This is a genomic window from Burkholderia sp. LAS2 (genome assembly GCF_018417615.1).
Taxonomy (GTDB): Bacteria; Pseudomonadota; Gammaproteobacteria; order Burkholderiales; family Burkholderiaceae; genus Burkholderia; species Burkholderia sola.
The window spans coordinates 320507-338719 of sequence record NZ_CP071054.1 but is presented as its reverse complement, the minus strand read 5'-3'; the positions used below and the strand labels follow the sequence as shown (position 1 = coordinate 338719).

Below are 18213 nucleotides of genomic sequence, written 5' to 3'. Positions count from 1 at the left end.
AAGCCCGGCGAATCATTCCCCTGCCCGCGCTCCCCGCCTCATATGCCCCTCGGCAACCGCACCGTAAAAACGGTTTCCGTCTGATCCGACCGCGCATCAATCCGGCCGCGATGCGCCTTGGCGATTTCGTTGGCGATAAACAACCCGAGCCCTAGACCGGCATCATCCCCCGTCCGTCGCGAACGATCAGCCTCCCCGCGCTCGAGCGGATCGAAAATACGGTCGAGCGTGCGCGGATCGATCGCCGGCCCGCTGTTGCCGACCTCGACGACCATGTCGGCGCCGGTCGTCGCGGCCACCACCCGCACCGGTGTATCTCGCGCACCGTACTTGACGGCATTGCTCACCAGATTGCTCAGCAACTGCTGCATGCGCTGGTCGTCCCACTCGCCCCGGAGATCCCCACGCATATCGACGGTGATTTCGCGATCCGGATGACCTGCCCGCAGCTCGTCCACCACATTGACGAGCACATGCGCGAGGTCGATAGGACGGGGAACGACGTTGATGCCCAGCCCGAGCTGGGTTCGATTGAAATCGCAGAGATCATCGAGAAGGCCCTGCATGCGACCACCGCTTCTGATCAGCCGAGCGGCGGCCTCCGATACCTCCTCACCCGCATTGAGCGCGGCAAGATACGACGCCGTGAGCTGGATCGTCTGCAGCGGCGTGCGCATGTCATGGCTCAGCATGCCGAGAAACAAGTTACGAGCCTGTTCGACCTGTTCGGTAAAAAACGAGACGGATTCCGCCAGCGCCTGATCGATCGCTTCGTTGAAGCGAATCATGTCGTCCATGTCGACCGGGCCCGGCCGACACGCGTCGATCCACAGGCGCAGCACGCTGGCACGCAGCGCCCGATACTCGGCCGCCAACTGGTTGATGTTGAAACCCCGCTGGGCGCGCAAAACGGCATGCGTCTGCGCGGCCGTCTCGCTGGCGTTCGCCGGCTCGGGTGCGCGCCCCAGCGATTTTTCGTGTTGCGCTTCCCTCGTCTGCGGGGTCGCGATGTCCTTGGCGACGGCGATCAGGATCTCGCGCGCGTGGTCGCGTAGTCCGTGCGAGGTCATGTGCCTCGCGGCCGGTAACAGCGTGGCAGCAAACGCTTCCCACTGCACCAGGATCGGTTCCATGTTCCGTACGATGAAATCGGAAAGACGCATGTCGCCCCTCACAACGGAATGAACGGTGGACGCTTCTGTCGAACCGCAAGATATCACGTGAATGACGGCGAGGCCCGCAGCGGGCTTCGATTCGCACGCCCGTCACGTCGGGCGGCCACTATCGTCGATAATCGATCCGCGTCATTCCGGTTCCGCAGGGCGCCACCTTTCAATTGCCGCGACACCGGCAGCACGAACCTTGCTTCGCGCCCGTTCGACCTCCATCCGACGGTGGGATCGGCCGCCGCTTCCTGTCACGGCCGGCCGCCGGCACGAGATTGCACATGCCCAGGAAAAAATCCAGCCTCTGGTTGCGACATCTTGAACTGTTTTCCGCGGCGGCCGGTGCACGTCCGAAGAAGCGCGCCGGCAAGGCGCGGCCGGCCGCCCAAAAAACCGCCACCAGGCTCGCTCAACGGCCCGCCAAGCCGGCCGCCCCCGCCCGCGCCGCCAAACGGACGGGTACCGCACGCGCGCCGTCGGCCCGGCCGCCCGGCACCTGGCTCCGGTCGTTTCATTCGGCCGGCCCGAGCGCCGGCCGGCTCGTGAACCATCTCGCGTACGCGCTGTATCTTCCCGCTACACCTGCCCAGACAGCGGGCATGCCCGTCGTCGTCATGCTGCACGGCTGCAAGCAAACCGCCGAATCGTTCGCCGCGGGCACGCGCATCTGCCGTCTCGCGGAGCGCTCGGGGTTCGCCGTGCTGTTCCCCGAGCAGGCCAAGACGGCCCATGCGCACCGTTGCTGGCACTGGCATGGCGACGCGACCCAGTCGGAAGCCGCGTCCGTCGCGTCGCTGGTCGACGCCATCGTTCAGCGCCACGGCTTCGATCGCGACCGGATCTACGTGGCCGGCCTATCCGCCGGCGCGGGGCTCGCCGCGGCGCTGGCGCTCCGGTATCCCGACCGCTTCGCGGCCATCGGCCTGCACTCCGGGCCGGCCATCGCGCCGCCGTCGTCGACGATGGCTGCGATGAGCCTGATGCGTCGCGGCCTCCGCGACGATCCGATCCACGCGCTCGACGCGTGCGCCGACGTCGCGGCCTATCCCGGCATGCCGGCCTTCGTGATCCATGGCCGGCTCGATACGGTCGTGACCGACCGGAACGCGACGCAGCTCGGCATCGCGTTCGCGCGGCTCAACCGGCTCGTCGACGAACACGGTGCGATCCGCGTCGGCGAACAACGCAGCTACGCGCACGACGATGCGGACTACGTCGACTATCTGAAGGGTGGACGGCTGGTCGTCAGAGTGTGCATCGTCCGCGGGCTGCCGCATGCATGGAGCGGCGGCGATCCGGGCGAGCCGTTCCATTCCGCCACCGGCCCGGACGCGACCGCGATGTTCTGGCATTTCTTTCGTCGTCAGCGCCGCAAGCGATTGGCGTGACGCGCGGCGCTCGCGCCCGTCGCCATCGCGTCGTCATGCCCGTTGCTCCAACGCCGCCGCGTTCGCACGATCGCCGGCACGCCGAACCGGCAACCGTATCCGGAAGGTCGTGCCGCGTCCCGGCTCGCTGGTCACGTCGATGGTGCCGCGATGACGCTCGACGATGCCATGCGATACCGACAGCCCGAGCCCCGTGCCCTGCCCGACCGGTTTCGTGGTGAAGAACGGATCGAAGATCCGCCGGACGACGTCGGGCGTCATGCCGGCGCCGGTGTCGCTGATCGCGATCGATACCTGGTCGCCGTCGCTCGACGTGCGGATCGTGATCACGCCGCGCTCCGGAATCGCCTGCGCCGCGTTGACCAGCAGGTTCATGAACACCTGGTTCAACTGCGACGGCAAGCATTCGACGTGCGGGACGTCGCCGTAATCGCGCACGATGTCGGCCTTGTACTTGAGCTCGTTGTGGACGACGTTGAGCGTGCTCTCGAGGCCCGCATGCAGATCGACCACGCTCCATTCGTCGCTGGCCGGGCGCGAGAAATCGCGCAAATCCTGCACGATGCGCCGCACGCGCAGCGCGCCGTCGATCGATTCGTCGATCAGCATCGCGATCTCGTCGCGGACGTAGTCGAGATCCGCGACACGGTGCACGGCCGTCAGCGCGTCACGGGTGGCCGGATCGAGCTGCGGCAGCGTGGCCTCATGCGCCGCGACCACGTCGAGCAGGCTGCGCACCCACGTCTTCAGCGTATTGAGGTTCGCGCTGACGAAGCCGATCGGATTGTTGATCTCGTGCGCGACACCGGCCGCGAGCTGCCCGATCGACGCGAGCTTTTCCGACTGCAGCAATTGCTCGTGCGTTTCCTCGAGCGCATGCAGCAGGCGCCGCTGTTCGTCCTTCTCCTGTTCGAGCAGCGCGTGCGCGGCCTTGCGTTCGTCGATCTCGGTCGCCATGTTCTCGCGCGTACGTTGCAGCATCTGCGTCGTCTGCTCGTAGCGATGCAGTGCGCGTTCAAGTTCGCCGGTTCGCAACCGCACGAGTCGCTCCAGCGTGTCGGTCATCCCGCGCAGGAACGTTGTGCGCGCATCGAAACGGCACACCAGCAGCGTGACGACCAGCGTCGCCATCGTGAACAACGCGACCGTCGTCGCGAGCCACGGTGCGTCGACGTCGTTCGCGGCGCCGCACCGCGCATCCGGCGCGAAATGCGCGGCCGCCATCGCCGTGTAGTGCATGCCGGTAATCGCGATGCCCATGATGACGGCCGCGCCGATGCGCTGCGCGGTCGCGTAGCGTGCCTGCTGCATGCGCAACGCCTGCGCGATCCACAGCGCGGCCGTCGACGCGATCACCGCGATGCCGATCGACGCGGCGAACAGCAACGCATCGTAGCGAATGCCGGGCTGCATGTGCATCGCGGCCATCCCGGTGTAGTGCATGCCGGCGATCCCGCCGCCCATCAGCACGCCGCCCGCGCACAGCCGCCGCCAGCCCAGCCGTGCGCGCGTAACGACGTTCAGCGCGAAATACGACACGAGCACCGCGATCGCCAGCGAGGCGCCGGTTTCCTGCCATGCATAGCCGAGCGGCACCGGCAACGAAAACGCGAGCATGCCGACGAAATGCATCGACCAGATGCCGGTTCCCATCGCCGCCGCGCCACCGCCCAGCCACGCGCGCTTGAGCTTCGGATTGTCGAGCAGCGAAATGAACGCGGCGAGGTCGAGCGTCGTATAGGAGGCCAGCGTCGCGATCGCGAGCGACAGCAGGACGAGCGGAACGTTGTAGATGCCATGCATGATCGGACGCCCGGAACGGGTTGATTGCATCGCCGCGGTGCGGGCGCTCGCGCGCACCGCGGCCATCAGGCCGCCGTTCGACGTCAGGCAGGCGGCGCGCCTGCGTGGGGGGCGTGCGCGTGCCCCGCCGGACGGGCCAGCACGAGAATGTCGAACGGCGTGCCCTCCCGCGTTTCGAAGCGGCGCACGAGTTCGATCTGGTGCGCGGACATCACGCTGCCCTTCGTCATCAACAACACGCCGCGATGCGTGCGCAGATCGTCGGCGAGCTCCATTCCTTCGCGCAGTTGAGCCGACCGGATTTCCGCGACGGACGCCGCGATGCCGAGACTCTCAGGATCCCGCATCAACTCGACGAAGCGTGCGACCAGTTGCGGGTCGTAACGCACGCCTGCTTGCGAGTGCAACACGTCGATCGCCTGCTCGATCGAATGCGGCGCCCCGATTTCGCCGTGGCGCAGCCCTTCGAAATCGCGCGCGATCGCGACGATCCGCGACCCGATCGGGATCGCGTCGCCGACCAGCCCATCCGGCGTGCCGCGGCCGTTGAAGCGCTCGTACTGGTGCAGCACGATCGACGCGACCTTGTGCAACTGGGCGACCGGCGTCAGCACCATCTGCGCGCGCAGCGGATGCTCCTGGAACACGCGGTGCTCGTCCGTCGTCATCCGCGTGAGCGGCTTGTGCAGCAATTCGTCCGGCAGCGACAGCTTGCCGATGCCGTGCAGCAGCCCCGCGAAATAGACGTCCTGCGCATGCAGTTCGCTCATCCCGTCGGCGAGCGCGAGCCGGCGCGCGATCTCGCCGACGCGCATCGCATGCCCGCTCGCGGCCCCGCAGCGCAGCTCGATCATGCTTGCGCACACCTGAACCATCGCCGTGAAGCTGCTTTTCAGGTCCCTTTGCGCCGCTTCGAGGAACATCACCGTCTGACCGAGCTCCTCGGTGCGCGCGCGAACCTGCGTTTCGAGATCCGTGTTGAAACGGCGCAGCGTTTCGTTCTGCGCTTCCGTCAGCGCCGCCAGCCGGGCCGCTTCGCCGCGCAAACGGCGCTGCTCCAGCGCGTGCTCGATCGTCAGCAGCAGGTCGTGATCGTCCCACGGCTTGTTCAGGTAGCGATACACGCCGCCTTCGTTGACGGCCTGCATGACCGACGCGATCTCCGCATAACCGGTCAGCAGAATGCGCATCGTGTCCGGGTACAGCGCCCGCGCGCGCGCCAGGAATTCCGCGCCGCTCATGCGCGGCATCCGCATGTCGGACACGATCAGGTCGATTTCCGTCGACGCCAGGATCTCGAGCGCGGCCTCGCCGCTGTCGGCGGTCACGATGTCGTAGCCGGTGGGCCGGAACACGCGCCTGAGCGCGGACAGCACGTTCGGTTCGTCGTCGACCAGCAGGATCGACGGTACGCGCGCCGCGTCGCCGGATGCCGCGGCGGTGTCGGACGTTTCGGGCGGCACGGCATTCACGCCGTTTGTTGCAGATGTCGTCATAATCGGCCTCGGATCCATTATTTACGCCCTCTCTGCAACATCGGCCGGTGCCGCGTTTTCCACATTGGTGAAAACGCTAATGCGTGCGTGTCGATTTCAACCGGAATGCATCACGCGATTGCTACGTCGTTGCCACGCCCGGTTCGCGGCGGTAGGTGATGTCCCATTCCGCTTCGTCGGTTCGCACGAAGCCGTGCCGTTCGTAGAAGCGGTTCGAATCGCTGCCGCGCAAAGCGCCGACGCGAACGGGCATTCGATGTGCGTCGGCGTCCGCCAGGATCGCGCGCAGCACGGCGGCGCCGATGCCCTTGCGCTGATGCGCGGGCACGGGCCACCGGGCATCGAGGACGCGTGATCGCTTCAGCGCGCCTCGATGCCTTGCGCTTGCATGAACTGCCCCCGGACATCTTCGCTCAACACGGACTTCGGCGGCACACCTCTCGTCGATCGGCGAGCGCGAAGCAAGCGAGCGAGCCGATGCGATCGGCTCAAGGAATAAAAAACGCTGGCCAGTAAGCTGGCCAGCAAAAGGTTCTGGCGATCCGAGGTTGAGTGTGCCAGAACCGCATACATTGACCGGCGTACGTGTACAAACGGACGGAGACGGCAAACGACCTGCCCCAAAGATCGGGACGCCCGGCTCGACCCCGCGCAACAATCTGTGATCGCAGTTTAGGCCAAGCTCACGGATGCTGCCACGCGAGCGTTCACGCCCGCAAGCTCCAACGCATCGTCGGAATTCGGCCCTTCCCATGTCGCGATCATCGCATCGGTCGGCAGATAGTCGGGATCGGCCGACGCGACGCCGGCCCACAGTCCTTGAGACACCTGTCTGCCATGGAGATAAAAGTGCAGCTCCCGGCCAGCGCGCTCGCAAGTACACCGGATTCTCTCCACCGATTGGCCCAGCCCTCTGATCTGTGCGACCTGGTTGCGATCCAGCTCGAACATGGCGCTCACCACCCCGTCGCAATCGACAATGCCGATCATGTTGCTGTCATCGGTGAATGTCCACGACGGATGCGGCGTGCCCAAACGCAGCATGAAAAAATCTGCGGATTCTGAACCAATCATCATGTTTCTCCTGCAACGATACGCCGTTCTACTAACTGTAACTTGATAAAGACACGCGCTCATCCAATGCCCTCTCGCCGTGCCTGGATGCGCGAGTGGCGGTACGCCAGCGCGTTGCAACAGGCGGGCGCAACATGGAAACGCGCACCGCCCGTCGCTTCCGGATCCCCTACACGCTTGCCCGGCCCGCCACGGTTTCCGCGGCCGTACTCTCCGAACCGGAAAGCTTCACCGCCACGGCCGCGGCCGCCGTGCTCCCGTAGACGTTGAGCGCGGTTCTCCCCATGTCGAAAAACGCGTCGACGCCCAACAGCAGCAGCACCGCATCGGCCGGCAACCCGATCGACGTGAGAACGATGGTGATCGCGACGATCGCGCCGGACGGCACGTTGGCTGCTCCGTCGATGGTGACGATCGTCAAGATCAAAATCGTGATCACCAGCGGCCAGGACCAGACGAGGTGATAGGCGTCGGCCAGATACCCGACCGCGAGGGCCGTGTAGAGCACCGCGCCGTCGCGATTGAAAATATAGGCGAGCGGCAAGATCGTGGACGCCACGCCATAGGGCACGCCCAGTTCAACCAGCTTCTTCAGGTGCAACGGATAGGTAATTTCGGACGAACGCGTCGTGAACCCCAGGATCAGCGGCTCCTTCACCTTCCTGAGCACGGCGAGCGGCGACTGACCGGCGACGCGAATGACGATGGTCAGCACGACCGCCAGAATCGCCATGCCGAGATAGGCCACGCCCAGCAGCTCGATGAGCGAGTGCGCGCCCGTAAAGCCCTTGGCTGCCAACAACTGCGCGATCGCGGCGAAGATCGCGAGCGGCGACCATGCGATCACCCACTGGATCATCTTGAACAGCCCCGACAGCAGCGCCTCGAAAACGGCAATCGCAGGCTCGGCCCGCTCCGGGGCGGCCGACAATGCGGCGCCGAAAATGACGCCGAAAACGAGCACCGGGAGCGAATTCCCCGCAGCAAGCGCAGCGACGATGTTCGCGGGGATCAAATCGACGAGGAATTTCGTCCAGTCGATGCTGGAAGCAAGCGCGGCGGGCATCGATCCAGAGTGAGTCAGGCTCGCGCCGAGACCCGGTCGAAATGCAAAGTTGAGCAGCAGGCCGCACGATGCAGCCAGCCCCGTCATCAAAATGAAGAAGGCGATACTGGACAGGGCGACCTTGCCAAGCCGCTCGCGAAGCCGGCCCGCACGGAAGACCCCGACCGTGACCGACAGGAAGATCAACGGCATGACGACCATCTTGATCGCGTGGCCGAACATCGTGCTGAGAAAGCCCAGCTTCGCGGCGAAGCCCGGCGCAAACACGCCGCAAGCGACGCCCAGCACAAGTCCGCCAAACATTTGCATCGGGAGGGAAAGCCCTTTATTTTTCGTGTTCATGCCGTGCCTTTAGCAGTTTTATCCGTGCCGGTGTGCCGTCAACGATGTGATTCCACATATGCTGACGCGCGAGCTCGCCGTCGTTCGCTTCGATTGCGTGAAAGATGTGCAGGTGCTCGATCGTGCCGCGCCGAACGGTTTCCGCGTCGCCACGCGGAAGTTCGTTCAGGGCCAGGGTCTGGGCCCGCAATAAACCATACGCCGACGAGATCCGGACGTTCCGTGCGGCAGCAAACAACTCTTGATGAAACACCCAACCGATACGTTGCTCGAGCATGATGTCCGCGACGTCCCGGTCGATCAGTTCCCGCATTTTTGCCGCGGCCTCGCGAAGGCCTGCCGTTACGCCGGACTTCGCTGCGAGAAACGCTGCGGTACTCTCGAGGGCCAGCCGCATTTCAAAAATTTCGCGAAGATCGCTGGTCGTCGGCGACGCGACATAGGTGCCGCTCTTTTCGATCACGACGACCAGCCCTTCGGATTCGAGCAAATGCAATGCGCTGCGCACCGGCATCTGGCCGAAACCCAGTTCGTCCGACAGGCCTCGGTGAGATACTTTCTGCCCAGGCGCAAGACGGCCGTCAAAGATCCGCGATCGGATCTCGTCGTAGGCCAGTTCTGCATCTGTCGATACTTTCAACGTCATCTGTGATCGCAGTTAGCGTATGATTCAAAAAACAAAACAGGTAGGAAATTACCCTTACTCGCCATGCCCGGCAACTGCTAATTTTGCGAGTGGGTATGTCGAAAGAGAATTGGAAGAAAATCCGCGTTACGAAGAGAGCCGATAATTATATGATTTCACAAGATGTGCGCTTTACCATCTGTGCCGTCCGTGCGGAAGAAACCTATCCCCTCAGGGCCGCCATCCTGATGGCGGGAGATGAAGAGGGAAGCGCGCTACACGGAGATCACGCCCCAACGACGATGCACTTTGCCGTTCGTGACAACGACAGGATCGTTGCGGTGGCATCGGTGTGTAAAGAAGCACAATCCGGCGCTTTGAACACTGAAATGTGGCGCCTTCGCGGCATGGCCGTCGATCCGTCGGTACGCGGCCTGGGATTCGGACGCCTGCTGGTCAATCTGTCCATTCGCCATGTGCGCGAACAGCGCGGCGTGCTGCTCTGGTGCACGGCGCGCGAATCGGCATACCCGTTCTATGAAATGCTCGGCTTTGAGCGGGACCCGATACCAATTTCAATGCATGGCCGCGACGACATGAAATTCTATTTAATGCAACGCCGGATCGAATGCTGAGTTTCGTCCGCGATTGACGTTCGATTGGAATCGGACGCCGAGGTCAGGCGCTGGCTGTCGACCCGGAAAACCGGTTCGTCCGACGTCCGCATGAGCCGGTTCGCCCGCGTAAAACTATCCGCCGCTCAGCGACACGCGGAAAACCCGCTTGCGGCCAATCGCACCGACATTCAACAATCGCCTTCTCTGTTTCGATTATTGCAACCCGGGAATAAATAGAACGATTACAACCGGGACTGCATGATCGTTGCCCGTCGTGCCAGCCCTTCAAGCCGATTATTCCCTCCCCCACCCCACCTGAATTCGCTTGCCGTGGTCGAGATCGTCAGCGCGATGGCGCGGATCTCGATAACACGTCGCCTTCGTGCCGGTTCTTATAGGGGAAATCCCGTAAGGCGCCCGACGATCAGACGAGATTAACTTATATCAAACAAATTTTGACCGGCATTTATGTTCCTGATATGGTCCTTCCACTTGCAAAGTGCGACCAGGCCGTATCGGCACCCGTCGCCGGCGGCTGAACCGGACGCCTGGCCAGTCCGCAAGGACGACCGATGCGACAACCGAGCAAGGGAAATTGTAAGGATCACGAAGTGAGCCGATCCGGCATGACGAGGTGGCGAACATGACGCCGGCCGTCGCGACCGAAACGACGCGCAGGCCATGCGCCGCCCGCTGCATCCGGATACGACGAAAGCCGTTTCACCCCATCCCGAAACTACTCCTGACAGTGAAATGCAGATGAAAAACAAAAAAATCAACATCAGCGTTATCGCTGTTGCCGCCTTCGCAGCATCGTCGGCAGCAATGGCACAGTCGTCGATCACCCTGTACGGCATGCTCGATGCAGGCATCGGTTACACGTCGAACATCAATGGCCACAGTCGGTACGGCCTCGATGGCGGCGCCTCGGGTTCGAACAAGTGGGGCCTCAGAGGCCAGGAGGATCTCGGCGGCGGCCTGCAGGCGGTATTCAAGATCGAGAATGGTTTCAACATCGGGACGGGCGGCATCGGCGGCCAGGGGCCGATCGGTAACACGCGTTCGCTGTTCAACCGCCAGGCTTACGTGGGCCTCGCGTCCAATCAGTACGGCGCGTTGCGCATGGGGCGCCAGCTCGACGCCGTGACGGAAATGGTTCAGGTCCTGACGGGCGACGCCATTTCGGCGTCGACCTTCTCGACGCCGGGCGACGTCGACAACAACGACAACACGACGAACCAGAACAACGCGGTGAAGTACATTTCGCCGATCATCCACGGCTTCCAGGCCGAAGCCGCGTACTCGTTCGGCGGCGTGGCCGGTGCAACGGGTTCGGGGCAATCGTGGTCGGCGGCCGCGACCTACGCTCAAGGTGGCCTGACGGTCGCCGGCGGCTACTTCCGTGCGGCCAACCAGGGCGAGAACGGATGGGTGAACGCAACCGCCCAACCGAGTTTCGGCGGCGCGCTCGGCTATCCGAGTTCGGGCTACAACGGCGGCAATGCGTTCAAGAGCGCGGGCATCGCGCAAGTCGCCGCGCAATACGAGGTCGGTCCGTACACGGCCGGGCTGCGCTACTCGAACGCCCAGTACAAGGGCAACGATGGCCAGCCGTCAATCCACTTCAACGTGCTCGGTGCGCTGCTACAGTACCGCGTCACGCCGGCGCTGTCGCTGGCGACCGGCTACACGTATGTCTACGGTTCCGCAGCCACGCCCACGCAAGCGGCCGAGGGTCGCACGATGGCCTCGATCAACCAGGTGTCGCTGGGTGCGACGTACTCGCTGTCGAAGAGTACCGCGCTGTATGCGATGGGCGCCTACGTGCATGCGAAGGGTGCGCAGGCTTCCGCTGCCGACTTCGGCAACACGTCGTCGGGCGGCAACCAGGTTCAGGTCAACATCGGCATGTTCCACGGCTTCTGATCGCCGACTCGCGACACCGGAGCAGTGGCGGCATGGCTCCGGTGTCGTACCTCGCCCGGCCTGATCGGCGAACCTAGCCGCCCTCCTGACTCGCCATGCCTTCCATCCACGCCTCGAACGCGGACACGGCCGCATCGTCGGCGCGATCGGCGTTCGTCACCAGCATGTAGTCGTCGGCGCGCCAGACGGGCGATGCGATGGGACACACGAGGCGCCCTTCGGCAAGATCGCGCCCGATCAGCGGCAGCGATGCCAACGCCACGCCGAGTCCCTCGATCGCCGCGCCCAGCTGAAGATTCACGTGATCGAATTCGACGTGGCGCGCGGCGCGCAGATCGGGCGCACCCGCTTCCTTCAACCAGTGCGACCACGCGGAACGCGTTGTGGCCGAATGCAGCAGCGTGTGATGACGCAGGTCGGTCACGCTCTGTATCGGATGCTGGCGCAGCAAGGCGGGATTGCAAGCCGGCACGCGCGGGTCGGGCATCAACGAACGCGAGACGACGCCCGCGCCTTGCTCGGGACCGGAGCGAACGCCGATATCGAACGCATCGGCGACATAGCGCAGCTTGCGCGACGTCGTCGACACCCTGACGTCGATGTCGGGGTACCGCGCATGGAAATCGGCGAGCCGCGGCAGCAGCCAGCACAGCGCAAAGCTCATCGGCACGTTCACCCGCACGACGCCCGATATCCGGTGCGCGAACGGATTGTGGCGCAGCCGCACCACCGCGGTGCCGAGGCGCTCGAACGCGTGGCTGACGTCGCTCAGCAACGCGGCCCCTTCGTCGGTGAGCACGACGCCACGCGGACGACGATCGAACAACGGCAGGCCGAACCAGTCCTCCAGCAACCGGATCTGTTTTCCGACGGCCCAATGGGTGACGTGCAGTTCCGCCGCGGCGCCGGCGAAGCTGCCGTGCCGCGCAACCGCATCGAAAGCGCGCAGCGCATTGAGCGGGGGGAGTTCGTCCCGGTGCGTCGAAGCACCTCGGCTTTCGTCCATGACGTGACTTTTTCTCTCTGTTGACGGGATTTTAGCTCAATTGAAAGGGCTGGCGCCCCGGGCATAAAATTGCCACATCGAGCCTGAAAACCACACCGCGAGCGCCTTCCATGCATCGCTCGTACGGAGAGAATGACAATGCGCTTGCCCGTTTTTTCCCCGCCCGTCGCGCGAGAGACTGCACCGTCGAGGCCGCGCGTGCTGTGGCTCTCCTGCGTTGCGCACGCCATACACGACGGCTATACGGACATGATCTACGCGCTGCTACCCGTGTGGCAGTCGGAATTCGGGCTCGACTTCGCGGCCCTGGCTATCCTGCGCGGCGTCTATGCGGGCACGATGGCAACGCTGCAGTTGTCCGCGGGGCGTGTCGCGCAACGTCTGGGCAGCGGCGCGACGCTCGCAATCGGTACGCTGCTCGCCGCGCTCGGTTATGCGCTCGCGGGCATGTCGGGCGGCCTGCTCGGGCTGGGCGTCGCGCTCGCGATCTCGGGCGTCGGCTCCAGCACGCAGCATCCGATCGCGTCGGGCGCCGTCTCCCGCGTCTATGGGCGCGACGCGAGAGGTCCGCTGAGCATCTACAACTTTTCCGGCGATCTGGGGAAATCCGCGCTGCCGGCCGCCATTTCGCTGCTCGTGACCATGATGCCGTGGCGTCATGCGCTATGGATCGTCGCCGGGCTGGGCTGCGTCGTGGCCGCCGGCATCGCGCTGTGGTTTCCGGCCGTGCCGCGCGCCGCCGCGCAGACGACGGCAAAAGAGCAAGCGCCCGCTCGACGCAGTGGCACAGGGAGAGGCGGATTCTCCGCGCTGTTTTCCATCGGCGTGCTCGATACGGCCGTACGCATGGGACTGCTTACCTTCCTGCCTTTCCTGCTGAAGGCAAAGGGCGTTTCGCCGCAACTGCTGGGAACGGCGCTTGCACTCGTTTTCATTGGCGGTGCGGCCGGCAAATTCATGTGCGGCTGGCTCGGTGCGCGGATGGGGACGGTGAGGACGGTGCTGCTCACCGAGGGCGGTACGGCCGCGTGCATCGTCGCGGTGATCTATCTTCCGTTGACGCTTACCATGGTGCTGCTGCCGATTCTGGGCATGATGCTCAACGGCACGTCGTCGGTGCTGTACGGAACCGTCCCGGAGATGTCCGCGCCCGAGCGCACCGAGCGCGCATTCGCGATTTTCTATACCGGGACGATCGCATCGGGCGCGTTATCGCCCGTCCTCTACGGTTTCCTCGGCGACCGGATCGGTGTGCACGGCGCCACGTATGCGACCGCGTTGACCGCGCTGGCGATTTTTCCGCTCGCTCTCGCGCTGCGCCCGCATCTGACAGACCACTCACAGGATGAACGCCATGACGAAGCCTGACTACCCGCGCGTCGCTCTCGTCGGTCCCGGTGCAATCGGAACGACCGTCGCCGCGGCCCTTCATGAAGCCGGCCGTACGCCGGTGATCTGCGGCCGCTCGGCGCACGCGCAGTTGACGTTGCGCTTCGACGGCGGCGAGATCGTCGTGCCCGGGCCCGTGCTGACCGATCCGCAAGCCGTCAATCAAAGGTTCGACCTCGTGTTCGTGGCGGTCAAGTCGACGCAGATACCGAGTGCGGCACCGTGGGTCTCCGCGCTATGCGATACGAATACCGTCGTCTGCGTGCTGCAAAACGGCGTCGAGCAGAAAGCCGCCTTCGCGCCGTATGCGGCCGGCGCCACGATCGTGCCGTCGATCGTCTGGTTTCCCGCGCAACGCGAATCGGGCACGTCGGTGTGGCTGCGCGGCAAGCCTCGGCTCACGCTGCCCGATACGCCCGCGAGCGACGTGGTGGTTTCGGCTTTGCGCGGCACGCGATGCTCGCCCGAGGTGGCGGAGGATTTCATCTCGCTCGCGTGGCGCAAGCTGTTGCAGAACGCGGTGGCGGGGCTGATGGTACTGACCGGTCGCCGCGCCGGCATGTTCGCGCGAAGCGACATCACCGACCTGTCGCTCGCGTACTTGCGGGAATGTCTCGAGGTCGCGCGTGCGGAGGGGGCGAAGCTCGGCGAGGAAGTGCCGCAGGAGATCGTCGATGGATTCCATGGCTTTCCGCCCGATTTGGGAACGTCGATTCTTGCCGACCGGCAAGGCAACCGTCCGCTCGAATGGGACTGCCGGAATGGCGTCGTGCAGCGATACGGACGCACGCACGGCATTCCGACGCCGATCAGCGATCTGGTCGTGCCGCTTCTCGCGGCCGCGAGCGATGGTCCGGGCTAATGCCTCGCCCATAGCGGGGAACGGGCGATCCAGCCGAGCCGCCCGAATCCGCGCTGGACACGACGTCGATGGCACATGCCACCGCGGCTGCCGTCATGGTCAGCTTCATGGAATCCCGCGCCCAACTCGGCGCTGCTAACGTCTGACAAAAGAGCCGACTCCCGCCTCCGCAGGAAGCAATCGCCCCTCGCCACCCCCGGCGCGCGCCGCTGCGACATCAATCCCGGAAAAAACTGACCGACCTAACAAATCGTTACCGTTCGTTTCAAAGTTACCCAGATAGTGAGCTGCGGCCCGGCTATTCTTCCGTCACCCACAATAACGATCCCACTGGGGGTGACATATGAACAACATGATCAAGAGCGCCCTGTGCGCTGCCTTCGTACCATTCATTCTCGCCGGTTGCGGCGGCGGCGACGACGGTGGCGGTGCGCAAACCGGTACGCTGCACGTCGCGATGACGGATGCGCCATCGTGCGGCTTCGACCACGTGTACGTCACCGTCTCGCAAGTCCGCGTCAACGCCAACGCGAACGCCAATGACAACGACGCCGGCTGGTCGACCGTTTCCCTCGCGACGCCGCAGAAGATCGACCTGCTGTCGCTGACCAACGGCGTGCTCGCCGATCTCGGCCAGACCGCGCTGCCGGCCGGCCAGTATCAGCAAGTCCGGCTGGTGCTCGCGCAGAATCAAGGCAACACCCTCGCCAACTCGGTCGTCCCGACCGGCGGCACCGAACAGGCGCTCGCCACGCCGAGCGCGACGCAAAGCGGTTACAAGATCATCCAGCCGTTCACGGTCCAGCCCAACACCCTCGTCGATCTCGTGCTCGACTTCAACGCATGCAAGTCGATCGTCCAGCGCGGCAACGGCTCGTACGCGCTGAAACCCGTCGTCACCGCGATCCCGACCGTCGTGAGCGGCGCGATCTCCGGTTACGTCGCCTCCGCCGAAGCCGGCGCGACCGTCTATGCCGAACAAGGCGGCAAGGTCGTCCGCGGCACGGTGGCCGACAGCTCCGGGAAGTTCGTGCTGTCGCCGCTGATCCAGAGCTCGACGCAGGGCAACTACGACGTCGTGATCGTGCAGAACAACTTCGCGTCGGGCATCGTCCGTTCGGTTCCGGTGGTCGTGAACACGACCACGGCGGTGTCGGCGTCCGCCGCACCGATCACGCTGCCGGCCTCGACGATGAGCACCGTCAGCGGTACGGTCACCGCAAGCGCGAACGCCTTCGTGCGCGCGCTGCAGACGATCGACGCGAACGCGTACGAGATCACGTCGATCAACGCGAACATGGACACCGGCGCCTATGCGCTGTCCGTGCCTGTGGCTGCACCGATCGTCGGCACCTACTCGGGCTCGCTGCCGATCGCGTTGACCGCGGCGCCGGCCGCCGCAGGCCAATACACGATCGAGGCCGACGCGGCATCGGGCGCGACCCAGTCGGCCAACGTGAACGCAACGACCAGTCAGTCCAACGTCAACTTCAGTTTCTGACGCGCTGACCGCATCATCGAAAGGGCCGAACGGCCCTTTCCTACCAACGGGAGAACGAAGTGAAAAAAGGGATGATCGCAGTGCTCGCAGCGGCGAGCATGGTGGGCGCGCTCAGCGGGTGCGTCGCCTATGTTCCGGGCCCACCGGTCGTGGTCGCGCCGCAAGGCGGGCCAGGGAATGGATTCTGTCCGCCGGGACAGGCCAAGAAAGGCAACTGTTGACGAAATGCCCGCGCATCGCGGGCATTTTTTCATCTGTCGCGCGAGCCGGACGGTTCGACGAATCCGCCATTCCCCGCGTCGTCACTCCGCCATCTTCGGCGGCCATGCATGGCCTTCGGCCTGACAATGCCTACACCACGCGTAAAGCGCGTCGTACATGACCAGACCATGCTCGAGCATGTCGTGATCGTCGGCAAACATGTCCGACAGTCCGAGCGAAATCGCATAAAGGCCGCTCGACTGCGGCGTCAGGTCGAGCCGCGACGTATCCGCGCCGCGAATGATGCGGGCCATGTGCTGCAATGCCCGATCGTCAGCCAGACCATACTTGTCGAGAAACGCGTCGAAGCTGCATTGCTCGCCGACGTGCGTCAACTCCACGCCCGGAATGTCGTACGGAATCGCCCCGGTCTCGTCGGCGATCCGCAGCACGTCGCCCGGCGGGACGTACAGAAATTCGGGCGTCTCGTCGATAAAACGGGCAATGAGCCAGGGGCACGCCACCCGGTCGATTTTCGGACGTTGTCGCGTAATCCATTGCATGGCGGCCTCCACGATCAGTGATGCAACAGCGGGTACACGATCAGGCCGATCGCGGCGGCCCCGCCTACGACCATGGGCTCCGACAGCTTCCTGAACCTGACCAGCAGCACGATCGTCGCGAGCGCCATCAACGCGGTGGGCACGTCGACGATCGAACGCCGGGCGAGCACGATCACCGATCCCGTGATCGCGCCGACCGCCGCGGCCGTCACGCCGTCGACGAATGCCAGGATCGCCGGCAGCCTGCCGTACTTCTTGAAGTACGGCGCCGGCAACACCGTGAACAGATAGCACGGCAGGAACGTGCCGGCCGCCGCCACGCACGCGCCCGGCAGCCCCGCCACCAGATAGCCGATGAAGCCGACCGTGATGACGACCGGGCCCGGCGTGATCATCGCGACCGCCACGGCGTCGACGAACTGCTTCTCGTTGAGCCAATGGTGCTCGGTGACCACGCCGCCATAGAGGAACGGCACGATCGCGAGCCCCGAGCCGAACACGAACGCGCCCGCCTTCGCGAAGAAGACGGCGAGTTGCGCGAGCTGCGGCCAGTCGACGATACCGAGCCATGCGCCGGTGGCGGACACGGGCAACGCCACGGCCGCATTGACGCGCCGCTGGCGCAACCACCTCGGCGGCGCGCGCGTGAACCAGACGAGCACGCCGGCCGCGAGAAACAGCCACGCCACTTCGGATTCCGTGATTACCGTCACGGCGACCAGCGCGAGATAGATCGCCCAAAGGAGCTTGTCGCGACCGATGCTTTTCGCGGTCAGCTTGCGCGCGCTGATCGCGATGATGCCGATCACCGCCGCGCCGACGCCGTAGAACACCGACTGCATCCACGTCAGGCCGCCGAAGCGCGTGTACGCGTAGCCGAGCAGCACCACCATCAGAAACGACGGCAGCACGAACGCGATCCCGACCATCGTGGCGCCGACGATCCGGTAGTGCACGTAGCCGAGATAGATCGCCAGTTGCGCGGCAAGCGGGCCGGGAGCCAACTGCGCGAGCGCCAGGCCTTCCTTGAAGTCCGCGTCCGCGATCCAGCGGCGCGTGTCCACGAGGTCCCGATGCATGTAGCCGGCCAGCGCGACCGGCCCGCCGAAACCCGTCGCGCCGAGCCACGCGAAGTACAGGATCAGTTGCCCCAGCGTATAGGCCGGACGGTCGCGATGTGTATTCATG

The 18213-nt window shown here is 64.7% G+C and carries 15 protein-coding genes and 1 pseudogene; 6 read left to right on the top strand and 10 right to left on the bottom strand.

Annotated features, from left to right (window positions below; translation table 11 throughout):
• Positions 1-38 precede the first annotated feature (38 nt).
• Entirely contained in the window at positions 39-1163 is a 1125-nt protein-coding gene (locus tag JYG37_RS30640; protein ID WP_213346964.1) for a sensor histidine kinase, read from the bottom strand.
• 284 nt (positions 1164-1447) lie between these two features.
• Here JYG37_RS30640 and JYG37_RS30635 point away from each other — a divergent pair, with 284 nt between their 5' ends.
• Positions 1448-2554 (top strand): extracellular catalytic domain type 1 short-chain-length polyhydroxyalkanoate depolymerase, encoded by a 1107-nt coding sequence (locus JYG37_RS30635; protein WP_050013500.1) that lies wholly within the window; start codon positions 1448-1450, stop codon positions 2552-2554.
• A gap of 33 nt (positions 2555-2587) precedes the next feature.
• On the opposite strand, the gene JYG37_RS30630 is transcribed toward JYG37_RS30635, so the two are convergent.
• The 6 genes and pseudogenes from JYG37_RS30630 to JYG37_RS30605 form a co-directional block, all read right to left on the bottom strand.
• Entirely contained in the window at positions 2588-4357 is a 1770-nt protein-coding gene (locus tag JYG37_RS30630; protein ID WP_213346962.1) for a histidine kinase, read from the bottom strand.
• A gap of 83 nt (positions 4358-4440) precedes the next feature.
• Complete coding sequence (nosR, locus tag JYG37_RS30625; protein WP_124630094.1) at positions 4441-5853, bottom strand: response regulator c-di-GMP phosphodiesterase, NosR family; 1413 nt, start codon at positions 5851-5853, stop codon at positions 4441-4443.
• A gap of 121 nt (positions 5854-5974) precedes the next feature.
• Positions 5975-6190, bottom strand: a pseudogene (locus JYG37_RS34940) (GNAT family N-acetyltransferase); the annotation flags it as partial.
• Positions 6191-6525: 335 nt separating this feature from the next.
• A complete protein-coding gene (locus JYG37_RS30615; RefSeq protein WP_050013502.1) occupies positions 6526-6930 on the bottom strand; it encodes a hypothetical protein in 405 nt (134 codons plus the stop codon).
• A 166-nt stretch (positions 6931-7096) separates the two neighbouring features.
• Entirely contained in the window at positions 7097-8335 is a 1239-nt protein-coding gene (locus tag JYG37_RS30610) for a dicarboxylate/amino acid:cation symporter (protein WP_185727922.1), read from the bottom strand.
• Positions 8319-8981, bottom strand: a complete 663-nt coding sequence (locus JYG37_RS30605) for a GntR family transcriptional regulator (RefSeq protein ID WP_050013504.1) — start codon at positions 8979-8981, stop codon at positions 8319-8321. Before JYG37_RS30605 ends, JYG37_RS30610 begins: the two co-directional genes overlap by 17 nt.
• Before the next feature lie 149 nt (positions 8982-9130).
• Between JYG37_RS30605 and JYG37_RS30600 the strand changes: the two genes are divergently transcribed.
• Positions 9131-9595 carry a GNAT family N-acetyltransferase gene (locus JYG37_RS30600; protein ID WP_050013505.1) on the top strand — a complete coding sequence of 155 codons (465 nt, stop codon included), beginning with the start codon at positions 9131-9133 and terminating at the stop codon, positions 9593-9595.
• A gap of 741 nt (positions 9596-10336) precedes the next feature.
• Positions 10337-11503 carry a porin gene (locus JYG37_RS30595; protein ID WP_050013642.1) on the top strand — a complete coding sequence of 389 codons (1167 nt, stop codon included), beginning with the start codon at positions 10337-10339 and terminating at the stop codon, positions 11501-11503.
• Positions 11504-11576: 73 nt separating this feature from the next.
• On the opposite strand, the gene gcvA is transcribed toward JYG37_RS30595, so the two are convergent.
• Positions 11577-12509 (bottom strand): transcriptional regulator GcvA, encoded by a 933-nt coding sequence (gcvA, locus tag JYG37_RS30590; protein WP_050013506.1) that lies wholly within the window; start codon positions 12507-12509, stop codon positions 11577-11579.
• Between the two features lie 138 nt (positions 12510-12647).
• Here gcvA and JYG37_RS30585 point away from each other — a divergent pair, with 138 nt between their 5' ends.
• The 3 genes from JYG37_RS30585 to JYG37_RS30575 all read left to right on the top strand — a co-directional run bounded on the left by JYG37_RS30585 (position 12648) and on the right by JYG37_RS30575 (position 16261).
• On the top strand, positions 12648-13877 hold the full coding sequence (locus JYG37_RS30585) for an MFS transporter (RefSeq protein ID WP_213346960.1): 1230 nt from the start codon (positions 12648-12650) through the stop codon (positions 13875-13877).
• Complete coding sequence (locus tag JYG37_RS30580) at positions 13864-14760, top strand: oxidoreductase (protein ID WP_213346958.1); 897 nt, start codon at positions 13864-13866, stop codon at positions 14758-14760. The genes JYG37_RS30585 and JYG37_RS30580 overlap by 14 nt, the downstream gene beginning before the upstream one ends.
• 343 nt (positions 14761-15103) lie before the next feature.
• A complete protein-coding gene (locus tag JYG37_RS30575; protein WP_213346956.1) occupies positions 15104-16261 on the top strand; it encodes a DUF4382 domain-containing protein in 1158 nt (385 codons plus the stop codon).
• Between the two features lie 302 nt (positions 16262-16563).
• On the opposite strand, the gene JYG37_RS30570 is transcribed toward JYG37_RS30575, so the two are convergent.
• Together JYG37_RS30570 and JYG37_RS30565 are read right to left on the bottom strand one after the other, a co-directional pair.
• Positions 16564-17025, bottom strand: a complete 462-nt coding sequence (locus tag JYG37_RS30570; RefSeq protein ID WP_124630201.1) for a chromate resistance protein ChrB domain-containing protein — start codon at positions 17023-17025, stop codon at positions 16564-16566.
• A 14-nt stretch (positions 17026-17039) separates the two neighbouring features.
• Positions 17040-18212 (bottom strand): chromate transporter, encoded by a 1173-nt coding sequence (locus JYG37_RS30565; protein ID WP_050013511.1) that lies wholly within the window; start codon positions 18210-18212, stop codon positions 17040-17042.
• Position 18213: the final 1 nt, after the last annotated feature.